The sequence below is a fragment of the Paraflavisolibacter caeni genome (assembly GCF_025628885.1).
Taxonomy (GTDB): domain Bacteria; phylum Bacteroidota; class Bacteroidia; order Chitinophagales; family Chitinophagaceae; genus Flavisolibacter; species Flavisolibacter caeni.
On the sequence record NZ_JAOTIF010000005.1, the window covers coordinates 21,296 to 35,573 of the forward strand.

A 14,278-nucleotide genomic window follows, 5' to 3' on the forward strand; every position below is an offset into this window, starting at 1 on the left:
TGAAAATCGCAATTGATTATATAGACACAATTTTCTTTATTCATTACAGTTAGTTATGAGATAATTGAACACTTAATTCTTTGGCTTCCTTGTTGGTTACCAGACGCAGGGCAAAATAACTCACTACAAGAAAACACAAGGCCGGTACTAGATAAGCCACCTGGATGTTGAACAGATCAGACACCCTCCCCATCAACAAGGGCATGACCGCTCCCCCTACTATAGCCATAATCAGCAAAGAAGAGCCTTGCTTGGTCTTTTCTCCCAGTCCGATCAGACTTAAGGAAAAGATTGTAGGAAACATGATGGACATGAAAAACTGCAAAGCCACCAGGGCATAAATACCTGCCAGGCTCTTATTCATCACCACTACCACCAACAAGCCGATACTGATCAGACTATAAAGCAATAACAGGCGAGCTGCAGCAATGTATTGCATCAGGAAGGTACCAATGAAACGACCACCCATAAAGGCAAACAGGGCTGCCGACAAATACAGGGCAGCAACTTTTTCATCCATGCCATCAGCATAGCCTGCGTAGCGGATGAAAAAGCTACCCACACACACCTGGGCGCCTACATAAAAAAACTGGGCAACTACACCCCGCACAAAGTTCTTCTCTTTGAGTAAGCTTCCCTTGATTGGAGTAGCAGCGGCAGTTTGTGATTCGGTAATTTCCGGCAGCGTGGTTTTCCAGATCAGCACCGCAAAGAGCAAAACAACGATGCCGATGAGGAGGTAAGGCAGTTGCACGACACTTGCTTCCCTGGTCAGAAAGGCATTCAATTCTTCGCTGGTCATGACCTGTTTTGCTTCATCAGTAATAGAGTTATCCGTTAGAATAACGGCGCCTCCGATTAGTGAAGCTAAGGTAGCAGCCAGGCTTTTAAATGACTGGGCAAAGTTCAGGCGGGTGGTGGCCTTGCTTTGCTCCCCTAAAGCATTGATGTAGGGGTTAGCGGCCGTCTCCAGGAAGGTAAGCCCACTGGCAATGACAAAGAGGGCCAAGAGGAACAAACCATAGTTACGGGCACTGGCAGCAGGATAAAAAAGAAACGCCCCTATCGCAAACAGGAGCAAGCCAAAGACAATTCCGCCCTTATAGCCGTATTTTTTCATGAACATACCAGCCGGCATGGCGATGAGGAAGTAAGCAATGAAAAAAGCAGAATCGATAAAGGCCGATTGCATATCGGAAAGCTGACAGGCCTTTTTCAGATGGGGAATCAGGATAAGATTGAGGTTATGGGCAAAACCCCACAAAAAAAACAAGGACGTCACTAAAATGACTGGCAGCTTATACTTACTATACTCATTCATACAATTCCCCACTTGACAGTAAGTTGTAAAACTATTTAAGCAGACAATAGACAGGGGGGCAAAATTGTATCGGAATAGGGTTCATCTTTTATTTTTTATCAAATAAAAAGATAAAATGACAGTTATTTCTTAAGACTTTCTTTGATAGGTCACTCTGAAAATTCAGATCCGGTAACATATTCGGAAGGAGATTTACCAAAAAACTTTTTGAATTCTTTACTGAAATATTTGCGATCGCTGAAACCAACTTCCCATGCCACTTCAGCAATATTCATTTTATCGTGTGTGAGTAGCAAGGCAGCCTTTTTCAACCGTAACGATTTGATAAACTCCCCAATAGGAATCTTTGCCAGCGCATTAAACTTTTTATAGAGTACAGGTTTACTCATTCCTATTTCCCTGGAAAGTTCGTTAATGTGAAAATCAGGATTGCTCAGATTTGCTTCTGCAATACTCATCAGGCGCTCCATAAACTTTTTATCGACTGTTCCGATTTCAACTCCTGAAGGCTCTAAAAATATTTTCTGGCTATACAATAGTCGGTGGGTTTCTCTTATTTTCAACAGGTTTTTAATATAGGACTGTAAAACCTGGATACTAAATGGTTTGGTGAGGTATACATCAGCACCACTTTCCAGCCCTTCTACCTGCTGCTCTACAGACACTTTAGCCGTTAACATGATGACGGGAATATGGCTTGTCCTTTCGTCATTTTTGAGATTCCTGCAAAACTCATTGCCATCCATTTCAGGCATCATAACATCTGTAATGATCAGGTCTGGAAGTTCCTCCACTGCTATTTCCCACCCTTCCTTCCCGTTGGCAGCCTCCAATATGGTATAGTCGGCTTCCAGGCAGACTTTAATAAGATCCCTTACTTCATCATTGTCTTCAATAATTAAAATTTTGCAAGTATTCATATTGGTAAGCAATCATGATGATTAAAAACATTTTATTCTAAAATAATACTACTTTCATTAAAATGGCCTTTACCCAGCTTAAGACAAACAAAAAAGCAGGTTTCCTGCGTACCTGTACTCTTGTTGATACCACTATGAAAATACATTTTGCCATGATGAAGTTCTATTAAGCTTTTGGAAAAAGCAAGGCCGACGCCTGAACCCGTTTTTTTATTCCCCCGGGAATCTACCTGGTAAAAATTGGTAAAGATCATTTCCTGACTTTCTTTGGGAATACCAATGCCATTATCGCAAACGCTAATGTGGACAGTCTCGTTACCGTTTCTTGCAACATTCATTGAAATTGTCCCCCTGTCGGGTGTAAATTTAAGCGCATTTGAAAGTAAGTTGGAAAGCACAATTTCTAAATGTTCCGGATCAAAATAGGCTTCAATGATATCTTCTTCACTCGTAAAAGTAAACTCAATAGATTTACTGGTAGCAGCCGAAAGAAATTTAGCATAAACGGACTGGCAGAAATGAACCAAATTACCTTGCCTGATTTTTAATTGGGTATATCCGGAATCAGCTTTTCTAAAATCCATTAAATCGTTAGTCAGCTTAAGTAGCCTGTCAGCATTGGTCTTTATTGAATGGAGCAACTTCTGACTGGTAGGGTTTTCAGGAATTATTTGCGACAACATTTCTACAGGCGTTAATATCAGTGTAAGTGGTGTTCTGATTTCATGGGAAATATGAGTAAAAAAGTCCATCTTCATCTGGTGTAACTCCTGCTGTTTTTTATTGACCATGTATTCGTAATGAAGTTTTCGCTTTAATTCTGTCCTGGAAGCTATGAAGTAAAAAATGCCATAAACAGTCAATAAAAAGGTAAAAATATAGGTTGCATACGCCCACCATGTTTTCCAGGGAGGGGGAAGAATGGTAATTTGCAATACATTGGGATTAGGATTCCATACGCCATCGTTATTGCATCCTGTGATCAGTAGTGAGTACTTGCCAGGAGGCAAATTGGTAAAAGAAGCATTATGGGTATCCGTAAAAACCCAATCCTTATCATAGCCTTCTAATTTGTAGGACGATTTATTTTTTCCAGGCTTTATGAAATTCATGACCGCATAATCAATCGAAACAATATTTTGATTATAGTTTAATATAACTTTCTTTGTTTCCGATAAATCATTTTTTAATATACCCCACGCATCCCTGGCATGGACATGATTGCCGTTAACGCTGAGTCCAGTCAGTTTTATATCGGGTGTTACCAGGTTGGTCTCAATTTCATCAGGATTGAACTCAATAAATCCATTAAAACTACCAAAATAAAGGCGGCCTTCGTTGTCTTTATAAAAGGAATTATAATTAAATACATTCCCCGGCAATCCATCATAGGTATTAAATGTATTGAAACGCCGTCTTGACCGATCTAACCTGGAAAGACCGTTATTGGTACTGATCCATAAATTATTGCTATTATCCACCAAAATGCCTACTACCTTATTTCCAGAAAGGCCATCTGAAGACGTGAATGTTCCAAAGCTTTTTGTCTCCGGATTGTAATAAGACAGGCCCGTATAAGTGCCAATCCATATAATCCCTTTTTCATCTTCTGCAACACAATTGATATAATCGGATTTCAACTGGCCGGCATAATTCTTTTTCAAAAAAGTCTTTAGCGCATGATCAGCAGTCTGTAACATGCTTAAGCCCTGCTTTGTACCGATCCAGATATTCTTCCTTGAATCTTCAAACAGAAAGGTGATTGCCTTGGTAGGCAAAATTTTACCTGGATAAACCGTTTCAAATTGCTCCATCCTTTTTGCCTTGGTATCATATATGTTAATTCCATATTCCTGATGACCAATCCATATCCGGTTCTTGTCATCCTGCATGAGACAGGAGAGTTCATCGGAATTAATGGCATCGGGAAGTTGATTCTTCCTGAACTCTTTTAACTTCTTTCCTGAACTATTTAAAACATTGACGCCCCCGCTGTGCAATCCTACCCATAAATTATTTTCATTGTCTGTTAGTATTGCTTTTACCAAATTCGAGCTCAATATTGCATTTGAATTTTCTTCATATTTGAAAGATCTGAATACCTGCAATTTCCGGTCAAAATAATTAAGTCCTTCTGCTTCGGTCCCAATCCATAGATTATCACCTTGGTCACCTACAATGGAGCTGATCACATTGCTGCTGATCCAGTTTTTCCTATCTGTATTTTGATAAATTTTGAAATTGGTGGTGTATGCTTCCGCGATATTTACGCCTCCAAAAAATGTACCCACCCAAATGCTACCCTGTTGATCTTCAAAAATATCGTAAATGGAATTGTAATTGAGTGTATGCGGATCCTCTGGTTTATGAACATAGGAAATAAACCTGTCAGTTAAGGGGTCATATAAATTCAACCCTTTTAATGTGCCGATCCACAGCCGCCCTTTCCGGTCAGTCCTTATTTTACGGATAACATTGCTGACCAATCCCGTATTTGTGCCCACTTGGTGGCTGTAATGCTTTATGATCAAAAGCTCTTTATCGATTTTGAACACTCCTGAGGCTGTGGTACCGATCCATAAATTCTTATTTTTATCTTCTGCTATAGTAGAAATGCTGATACCTGATAATTGATCGGCAATCAGGCCCCATTTATGATCGCTAACTTTTTGATTTTTACTAATAAAAATTCCCTGGGTGGTTCCAACAAGAATGTCTCCCGCACTATTTTCAAAAATGGCTTGAACATTTTTGAAACCGGAGCTGTCTTTTTTATTTATTATAGGAATAGACTGAAATTCAAATGGCTGGCCATAGTCAATTTTATTCAATCCACCCTCCGTTCCTACCCATATATTTCCTTTGCGATCCTGGTAAATTGCTTTAATGTTGTTATGGCTTAAGTTTTTCCTTCCTGCTCCAGCATAAAAAACGCTAAAGGAGTCTGTTCGTGTGTTGTAAACGTACAATCCATTATTAGTACCAATCCAAATGTTCTGTTGCTTATCTGCGATCAGTTGATTGATTTTTATACTTGGGCCTATTGGATTATCCTGGTAAAAAGATTTGAATATCTTTACCTTATTACCATCATAACGATTCAATCCATCCATAGTACCAATCCATATGAATCCTTTCGCATCCTGGGTGATAGAAAGCACAGATCCGGATGAAAGGCCATTTTCAACAGTTACATGATCGAAGACAATTGATTGTTGTCCTGCTGCAAATTGTGACTTAATAATGATAAAAAACAGCAGGAAAAACAGAGCTGGCAATCTACCCAAAAACGGACCTTTTAACATAAGAGCTTATTCAATGAAACTGTATTAAACTTCATAACTCAAGCTTCTAAAGATACGATGTCGATTTTAATAATTAAAAGTAGCACAGAGCCTTAACAGCAACCCCTGTAAAATTTATTCACAGACCTATCGGCTTTACATCTTTTCAACGTTAATGGAAATAGTAGAACCTGCCATTTCGTTTTCAGGCAGGTTCATCTTAATGCTTTTTTGTCCATTTGTCTTCAGATTGACAAGATGTATTGTAATGTCCTGTTCTTTTTGACTTGGGTCTGCAATGAAAATGTTTTTACTTGTAGCATCCATATTCTTAACCATCATGATGCATGGCTTATCAACTGTTATCGAAAAAGAATCGGCGTGAACAGTACATGGCTTATAAAAAACCACCTGCATCATTTTTAAATTCGCATGTAGTACCGCCTGAACAGAATCATTATTGGCGATCACTTTAATCAATTGGTCATTAAAGTCCATCATCTCTTTGGCGCTTTGCACACCTGGTAATATAATATAGGCATAGCTAGCGTTTACTGGCTTGACTCCATGATTGATCCAGAGTTTAAAAACATCCCCAGTTAATTTTTGATCTGTATATACTCTGTTGATCTGATACCAACTACCTGTTTGGTTAGCCTTAGAAATGGCAATATTACTTCCCTTGGGAAAAAAATACCCTATGCTGTCATGTAACACCCAAGCCTTATTTTCTTTATTTAAATGAAGCACTTCATTTTTGCTAACACTTCTCTTTTTACCAGATGTTAAAACATTTCCATTTATCCAGCATTGATTAACAGTTGTGGTGACAGATTCCTGTGCTTCACTGTTAATTCCGGCACCGAGGCATACAATTTCCTTATCAAAAAGAAACCATGCTTTTTTTGCTGTAACACTATCATAATTTAATTGATAACCGGAAACGCCGTATATCCCATCACTGACACCGCCGGAAAAAACACTATTACCAACCTCTCCCCAGGTAATACTCATTGGTCTGTCTGATGTGTAATCTCTATTGGTTACACCCGGAACTTTGTCCCACTCCCAAAGTGGCATAATATTATCATATTCCGCCCCTCTCCGCTGCAGATTTGTAGCACCATCCGACAAATACCTGCCCAATAAATTTTCTTGGTTTCCCATCTCACATCGTTTGGTTCGGCTGCTTACCATTCTAATATTAAATGAATAAGCAGGTCGTAAGTGCATGGTATAGTCTGCACACCAAAAATGCCTATGATAAGCGGTTACTTTATAATCAGGCGGTTTAACACCTTCTGTTCTCAATGCTGCCAATTGCCACTCCATAAAATGCTGAGGGTCAATTAACGCCATGAGCTCCAGGCGTTTATTTTCAGTATACTTTGATAAAATATTTTTTCGGCTGATACCACGACCTTCCACGTTAAAATCTATAAAACTTCCGCGTATGGCCCGTAAATATGTATTTCTATAATAGTTCGACAGTAACTCCAGTTTAGACTGGCTAAGTGCATATGGAGTGCCTCTTACATAGCTGGCTACAGTTATTGCACCTGTTAGGAAGACAGAACCATAACTGGATATTTGTAATTGCGGCCCATGTTGCAGGTATGAACCATCGTACTGAAGTCCTTCTCTCAAATGAACAAACACGATCGGATAAAACAATTGCACAACAGCTTCTTTCAACAATAAACTATCTCTATTTAAAAGTGCACGATAAAAATAATGTAATGCGACATCCGTTTTATTTGCTCCTGTTTGTTTATAAGGATCGCCACGTTTCATGCGCCTGATCAATGAATCCTCTAAACTCGCAGGTAATTGTTTTTTAGCATACCTCATCAGAATTAATAATTCACCTAAGCTCTGTGGCATCGCAATTTCATTATGCCACCAGTTATTGCTTTGAGGGTCTTTTTCATACCAGAAAGTAAATGCATTCTGTATCGTCTTATATAGCTGCTCATCTTTCAAATCACTACCAGTAATATAACTCGTAATGAGCATACGAAGATTTAAAAGATGGTCGCCTGGTTTCCATTTAACAGCAGACTTGTCGTTATAATCTATATCACCCCAACTACCATCAGGCTGTATTGAATTCAAAATAAATCGGGCAGAACTGTCTTGTTGCGCTGATTGACTCATTATATTCTGCCGGACCCTATTCATAATGGTATCATAGTGATATGATTGGGCATACGATAAATTAGTAATCGTACAATTGAAGCATAATAAAATGACCAGGAAGAAAAGCTTTTTACTAGTCTTTACACACATTTATTGTCATTTGTTTTTTGCAAAATAAGAAACAAATCACACTTTACTACTGCTTTATTAACCCTATACCATACTGTTTTGTTTCAAAACTGTTTTCACTTCACCAACTAATTCCTGAAAAGACCAGGGCTTTTCAATATATAGTTGAGCACCTTCATCGTAAGCCTTCTCAATTTCTAGTAATGAACAGGTAGTGCTCCACATAATAATTGGAATATCTGTTAATGCAGGATGGCTCTTAATCTGCTTTATATAGTCAATTCCATTTTTCTTAGGTAAGTGATACTCAATAAAAATTAAACAAGGTTGCTCCTCTTCTAATGTTTTAAGAAGGTTATCTAAGTCTTGGGAACACTTTATTGCAATCTTATCAGAAATCCTTGTTATTGCCTCGGTAAACAGCCAGTAATCATCCAAATTATTTTCAATGAGAAAAATATTTTTCATTTGGTTGGTGTTCTTAATCATTTATTTCCATTTAAGGTTCAAAAATGATTTTATACAAGAGCATAATGGGTTATATCAATGATACAACCTCAGCAATAATTTACATGCTGAATATTGGATTTCATATTTTCAATAATTTATTAGGATAACTAATTAGGGAGGTCCGGAAAATTAAAATCTTACAAATCTGCAGGTATGATCAAAGCAACACCAATGCAAGCAAAACTTTACCATTTCTACCTTGAACGTAAAGTTGATTAAAACTTTGCTGCCCCAGGGTAGAAAAAGGATTCTATTTAGGGTGAAAAACGTATAGATTTAACAATAGAACAAACTTATTTCATGAAGAGCTAGGTTTCTTTGCAATGTTTTGTTCATGTAAATACATTACCTGTCTCAAATTTCTTTTTGTTTATTCAGGGCTGATAAGTAGCAAGCACAGATTCCTTCTCCATTAACCGTTCCAAAAGCACAATTTGATTTTTGGCCCTTATTAAATTATGTCCAGGATATTTGGCACCATAATACACATCATCATTAATGTGATCGGTTAGAAAGCGAAGAGCCTGCATATAAATCATAAACTTACCTGCATAGAAAAAATATGACCTTTCTGTCTGGGTTAATTCATCTCTCATCTCATTGAAATATCCCTGCGCGATGGCCTTATAAAAGTCATCCTGGACTTCAATTTTCTCAAAATCACGTTCTTCTTCACTTACCGGCGACAAATACGTACGCATCATATCGCCTACATCACTAATGAAATAGCCGGGCATTACCGTATCCAGGTCAATAACACACAAACCTCTATCCTCTGCATCAAATAGCACATTACTGATTTTGGTATCATGATGAGCAACCCTTAACTTAAATTCAGGATTTGATTTAATATGCTCATACTCCCTTACTATATCAGAGAAGCCAATTAATGTTTTGATCTGTTCCTCAGTTTCATGGATGCGAAGGGAATTACCTTTTTCAATTGCAGATAAAAACTGGTCATATCGTAATGAAAGGTCATGAAATGAAGGTATGGTGATTTTAAGCTTAGCCGTATCCATACCCGCAAGCAGTTTCGTAAATCTTCCAAACTGCTTGGCAGCTTCATAAGCCTGATCAGGTGTTTTTACAACATCCTTGGAATGGGAGCCACCTACAAATGGAAACAATCGAAAATAGCCTTCGCCATTCATATGAACCAGGTCTTCACCTTTTGAGGAAAGAAGCGGTGCTATGAATTTATATTCCGGATAATATTCCTGTAAATAATCAGCGATCAACCTGATATTATGAGCAATATGTGAAGGTTTATGGAAAACCTCCTGGTTCACTCTTTGCAATATATAATTACCATCTGGTGCAATTATCTTCCACGTATGGTTTATCAGACCGCTGCCAAATGGTTCTATGCGCATTGACTCTTCTTTCAATCCAAAAGCCGGTAAAACTGATGGGCTCATAACAAATCTCCTTTACAATAAATATGGTTTCAAGAGGAATGGTTCTAAATACGATACCATTGCCGCCATTTCAAGCAATATTAACAATGATACCTTGACTTTTTTAGTGCAAACGAGTGCACAAAATTGAAACAATCCATAACAACAGGTAAAGTGAACCAGGAACATTTCTAACCCCTGTCTTTATTGACTCACAAACTTGTCTATGCAAACGATTGCTCAAAATTCGTGCAATCGTTTGAGCCTTTTCTTCCCTGAAATTCGACAGATGCATTCCCTAATTTCACCTGCAGATTTCCAATTCAGCGTTTACTGTTCAACTCAAAACATTTAAGAAAACATAATCTTCATCATGAATTTATTAGTTTTAGCCGCAGGCATGGCATCCCGCTACGGAAGTTTAAAGCAAATAGACAAATTTGGACCGTCGGGAGAAAGTATTATTGACTTTTCAATTTATGACGCTATTCAAGCCGGATTTACCAAAGTAGTTTTTGTCATCAGAAAAGAATTCGCACAGGAATTTAAAGATATTTTCGAACCCAGGTTAAACGAAAAAATTGAAACCGACTATGTATACCAGGAAATAGATTCCTATACGGAAGGCTTCCCAATTCCTGAAGACAGAATTAAACCCTGGGGCACAGCCCATGCTGTATTATGCGCAAAAAACATCATTCAGGAGCCATTTGCAGTGATCAATGCAGATGACTTTTATGGAAGAGATGCTTTTGAAAAAGCTTGTCAATTCCTAACCAGGGAAGCCGGTTCAAAGCTTTGGGCAAATATCTGCTATCAATTGCCAAATACTTTATCCGAATATGGTTCTGTAAGCAGAGGTATCTGTCAAACAGATGAGAACAATTATATCAGTTCCATTGTAGAAAGAACAAAAGTGTTTAAAAAAGATCAAAATATATTCTTTGAAGAAAATGGAGCGTTGCATGAATTAGCTGCAACTAGCAAAGCCTCCATGAACTTCTGGTGTTTCACGCCCGATATATTTAATTTTTCACAAGAACTCTTTCAGCAATACCTTCAGGAAAACGGCCATTTACCCAAATCAGAATTTTTTATTCCGCTGGTTGGCGATGAGTTTATCCAGCAAGGTAAGGGAAACATCAAAGCAATTACCACCTCAGAGCAATGGTTTGGCGTTACCTATAAAGAAGACAAGCCCATTGTACAAGCGTGCATCAACAGGTTGATTGCTGATAAAATCTATCCTATCAATCTTTGGAATCGACAACTTCAAACGCAATATTGATGTAGTCTTGCTCAAGTGTTGCATACCATGCAACACTTGAGCAAGACTTCTCATCTTGTTATGACACCTATTTCAGCAACAGTTATCTGCTGATCATTTTCGTTCACTGTTGAAAGCACTTCTAATTTAATAAAGCGGGCTGCATAAGAACGCTCAAACAATACGTCTTGTTTAACCGGGTTGTTTTTAATATTGGCAAACGCAGCATTGTTTACGACCCGCGTCCAGTTGATCCTATCTTCACTTGTAGAAAAACTGTACTGATATATAATACCACCTGTGTTTCCATCCTGCCGTGGCACATATGAGAAACCCTTTAATGTTAGCTTTTCTCCCAGGTCAATGATGATAGGACGCTGGCTTGTCTCATTACTTTGCGCACTCATCCAGAATGTCCGTGCGTCACCATCAATCATGCGGTCAAGGCGTTTATCCTTGTCAGATCCGGCCACAGACCATTTTTGCGACGCCTGATCGTATGTATTAGAAACTGTTTCGCTTGCCTTTGCACCATTATTGATAAAGGCCTTTGCTTTTACAATTCCGCCACTTCCAAAATCAAAAGGCTGTGTGTAGTGGCTGGAAGAAAAAGTCGGTTCACTTCCATCGGTAGTGTATCTAACTACAGCATCAGGGCTCTCCGACTGGATAGAAACTTTTCCTTCCCTGTTTCGGGAGATCTGGGGCAGCGACAGCAATTCCGGCGCTTTGTACAACTGCACTTCGGCTATTACCGGGCAGGCCTTGGATTCCAGGATATTCACCCTGACCTTTGATGTTTTGATAACAGGAAAAGTCAAAATGCGTTTATAACCAATGGTGGTCTGGCGATCCAACTCCCGGAACTTCTTGCCATCCCAATATTCAACAGCGAAAGATTTGACCCGCTGTCCCAATGGTATATATTCCTGCAATACAATACGGTTGATGGCCGTTTCTTTGGCCAGATCAATAGTAAGTGAAGCTTCTGTTACTGCATCATCCGTGCTCCAGTAACTTTCATAATTGCCATCTGCCAGGTTATTGGCAGCAAACTGTTTTGCGCCCCCTCTTACATTCGATGCCGCCACTTTTGTACCCTTCGCCAAATTATTCGCAAAGGTCTGGTCCAGCACTTTCCTGAATTCCATCAAACGGATGGAATCATTTGCATGAATGAGTCCGCGACGGTCAACCGGCACATTCAACAACAAGTTTGCATTACGCCCTACAGAACCATAATAGATGTTTAAAAGATGATTGATGGATTTCACCTTATCATCCGTTGCAGCACTGTAAAACCAACCTGGCCTGATAGAAACATCCGCCTCGGTCGGCACCCAGGACTTTCCATCTTCATCCCCCTGGTTCAGCACTTTTGTGGAAGGCGCTTTTTGTCCGGGTTCAAATCCAGCCGTATTTAACGTGCTCCAATTGGTGGTGCCAGCAAATCCATTCTCATTACCTACCCAGCGGCAACCAGGACCAACATCGCTGAAAATGACAGCTTTGGGTTGATTCCTGTAAACAGTCTGATGGAAAAGCGGCCAGTCATACACCTGCCTTTTTCCATTGGGGCCTTCGCCGTTTGCACCGTCAAACCATTGCTCAAATACGGGCCCGTAATTGGATAATACTTCCGTAAGTGTATTGGCAAAAACGGTATTGTATTCCGGTGTTCCATAGGCCGGGTGGTTGCGATCCCATGGTGAGAGATAAACACCAAACTTTAAACCGTATTTCCTGCAGGCATCGGACAGTTCCCTGAGCACATCTCCTTTCCCATTTTTCCATGCGCTTTCACGAACCGTATGGGTGCTATATTTACTAGGCCAGAGGCAAAACCCATCATGATGCTTTGCGGTGATAATGATACCTTTCATACCAGCGGCTTTTGCCGTGCGGGCCCACTGTCCTGCATCCAATTGTGTTGGGTTAAATACTTTAGGATCCTCATCGCCATGCCCCCATTCCTTATCTGTAAACGTGTTGGGGCCAAAATGAATGAACATATAGTATTCCATTTTTTGCCATTGAACCTGGTTTTCGCCAGGTAGTGTTCCATAAGGAGCAGGTGCTTTTACCTGTTGGGTAAAACCTATAATGGATAAAAGTTGGAACGTCAGTACAAAAAGTAATTGCTTCATTTTAAGATAAAACATTGAAATTTATTATAGTCATCAATTCTTTTCCTTCACCATTGGTCATAAATCGGCCTGTTTCTATTATTCAATCGTCTTCTATTACAGCAGGCTTTGTTGATTCAGTACAAGTGTTGCAGGCATTTCTTCGTTGTAATAAACAACCTGTTGACCCGTTTTACCTTCAATCTTATCGTTTAGAATACTGATCATGATCTCCATTGCTTTTTCCCCTTGTCCATATGGATACTGCTCGATGGACACCAGGGGAGGATGCGCTGTATAGCTGGTAATAGGCAGATTTGCATAGCTAACAAATACAAGATCTTTGTTGATTTGAATGTTTTGCTGTTGTGCATACTGCACGGCATCCATGTGCACATAATCATTGAATGAAATAATTGCAGTTGGTGGATTTTTCGACGCTAAAAGGCTTTTTACAGCCCGATAAGTGCTTTCTTTTGAAAGATCTGTATTTTCTACCAGTTGCATATCTACTTTTAGCTTTTTCTTTGAGAAGCCTTCTATGTAACCATTCAACCGTTCCTTAGTAGCGGGTAGTTTTTCCGGCCCGTTAATGATGGCTATCCTCTTGTATCCCCTTCCAAATAGCCAGTTTACCATGTCCACGGTGCCTTTAAATAAATTGCAATATACCTTATGAGCATGCTCAAACGGAGGCACCCTGTCAAAATATACAACCGGGATTCCGAACTTTTCTAATGCCTGCAGGTGCTCATAGTTTTGTGTCTGCTTTGATAAAGAAATAATCAATCCATCAACCCTTTGCTTTTTCATAGTTTCCACCACCTTCTTTTCCCTTTCAGGATCGTCAAAGCTCTGACCAAATAAAATTGTATACTCATGTTCCATAGCAGCCTTTTCAATGCCGCTAATTGCCTGGGAAAAGAATTCTTCCCGTATATATGGCAGAATAACACCTATGACAAAGGTCTTTCGCTGCTTGAAGAAGATGGCCTGGGCATTGGGTTCATAATTCAACTCTTTTGCCAATTCCTGCACCCGCGTCTTGGTTCGCAATCCAATGCGAGGATGATCTGCTAATGCGCGGGAAACCGTGGATACAGAAACATTAAGCCGTTTAGCGATCTCTTTAATGGTAGGAAGTTTATTATCCATTATAGCAAAAATTTGGTACTCTGCTTA

The 14,278-nt window shown here is 39.3% G+C and carries 9 protein-coding genes; 1 reads left to right on the top strand and 8 read right to left on the bottom strand.

Annotated features, from left to right (window positions below; translation table 11 throughout):
• Positions 1–49: 49 nt before the first annotated feature.
• From fucP to OCK74_RS09005, 6 genes are all read right to left on the bottom strand, one after another.
• A complete protein-coding gene (gene fucP, locus OCK74_RS08980) occupies positions 50–1,321 on the bottom strand; it encodes an L-fucose:H+ symporter permease (protein ID WP_279296694.1) in 1,272 nt (423 codons plus the stop codon).
• Positions 1,322–1,470: 149 nt separating this feature from the next.
• Positions 1,471–2,241: a response regulator transcription factor gene (locus OCK74_RS08985; RefSeq protein WP_279296695.1), complete on the bottom strand. Its 771-nt coding sequence runs from the start codon at positions 2,239–2,241 to the stop codon at positions 1,471–1,473.
• Positions 2,242–2,273: 32 nt separating this feature from the next.
• The gene (locus OCK74_RS08990) at positions 2,274–5,528 is read right to left on the bottom strand and encodes a ligand-binding sensor domain-containing protein (protein ID WP_279296696.1); all 3,255 of its coding nucleotides are present in this window, start codon (positions 5,526–5,528) and stop codon (positions 2,274–2,276) included.
• Positions 5,529–5,681: 153 nt separating this feature from the next.
• Positions 5,682–7,814, bottom strand: a complete 2,133-nt coding sequence (gene cslA / locus OCK74_RS08995; protein ID WP_279296697.1) for a chondroitinase-AC — start codon at positions 7,812–7,814, stop codon at positions 5,682–5,684.
• Between the two features lie 63 nt (positions 7,815–7,877).
• Positions 7,878–8,282 (bottom strand): response regulator, encoded by a 405-nt coding sequence (locus tag OCK74_RS09000; RefSeq protein WP_279296698.1) that lies wholly within the window; start codon positions 8,280–8,282, stop codon positions 7,878–7,880.
• 395 nt (positions 8,283–8,677) lie between these two features.
• Positions 8,678–9,724, bottom strand: a complete 1,047-nt coding sequence (locus tag OCK74_RS09005; protein ID WP_279296699.1) for a phosphotransferase enzyme family protein — start codon at positions 9,722–9,724, stop codon at positions 8,678–8,680.
• 352 nt (positions 9,725–10,076) lie between these two features.
• Between OCK74_RS09005 and OCK74_RS09010 the strand changes: the two genes are divergently transcribed.
• Positions 10,077–10,991: a nucleotidyltransferase family protein gene (locus OCK74_RS09010; protein WP_279296700.1), complete on the top strand. Its 915-nt coding sequence runs from the start codon at positions 10,077–10,079 to the stop codon at positions 10,989–10,991.
• A gap of 50 nt (positions 10,992–11,041) precedes the next feature.
• Here the strand turns inward: OCK74_RS09010 and OCK74_RS09015 are convergent, their stop codons facing one another.
• Positions 11,042–13,117: an alpha-L-fucosidase gene (locus OCK74_RS09015; protein ID WP_279296701.1), complete on the bottom strand. Its 2,076-nt coding sequence runs from the start codon at positions 13,115–13,117 to the stop codon at positions 11,042–11,044.
• A gap of 96 nt (positions 13,118–13,213) precedes the next feature.
• Complete coding sequence (locus tag OCK74_RS09020; RefSeq protein WP_279296702.1) at positions 13,214–14,251, bottom strand: LacI family DNA-binding transcriptional regulator; 1,038 nt, start codon at positions 14,249–14,251, stop codon at positions 13,214–13,216.
• Between the last annotated feature and the right edge of the window lie 27 nt (positions 14,252–14,278).

Excerpts from the sequence above, each read along its gene's own strand:
- fucP (WP_279296694.1), bottom strand. The coding sequence starts at position 1,321 with ATGAATGAGTATAGTAAGTATAAGCTGCCAGTCATTTTAGTGACGTCC.
- OCK74_RS08985 (WP_279296695.1), bottom strand. The coding sequence starts at position 2,241 with ATGAATACTTGCAAAATTTTAATTATTGAAGACAATGATGAAGTAAGG.
- cslA (WP_279296697.1), bottom strand. The coding sequence starts at position 7,814 with ATGTGTGTAAAGACTAGTAAAAAGCTTTTCTTCCTGGTCATTTTATTA.
- OCK74_RS09000 (WP_279296698.1), bottom strand. The coding sequence starts at position 8,282 with ATGATTAAGAACACCAACCAAATGAAAAATATTTTTCTCATTGAAAAT.
- OCK74_RS09005 (WP_279296699.1), bottom strand. The coding sequence starts at position 9,724 with ATGAGCCCATCAGTTTTACCGGCTTTTGGATTGAAAGAAGAGTCAATG.
- OCK74_RS09010 (WP_279296700.1), top strand. The coding sequence starts at position 10,077 with ATGAATTTATTAGTTTTAGCCGCAGGCATGGCATCCCGCTACGGAAGT.
- OCK74_RS09015 (WP_279296701.1), bottom strand. The coding sequence starts at position 13,117 with ATGAAGCAATTACTTTTTGTACTGACGTTCCAACTTTTATCCATTATA.
- OCK74_RS09020 (WP_279296702.1), bottom strand. The coding sequence starts at position 14,251 with ATGGATAATAAACTTCCTACCATTAAAGAGATCGCTAAACGGCTTAAT.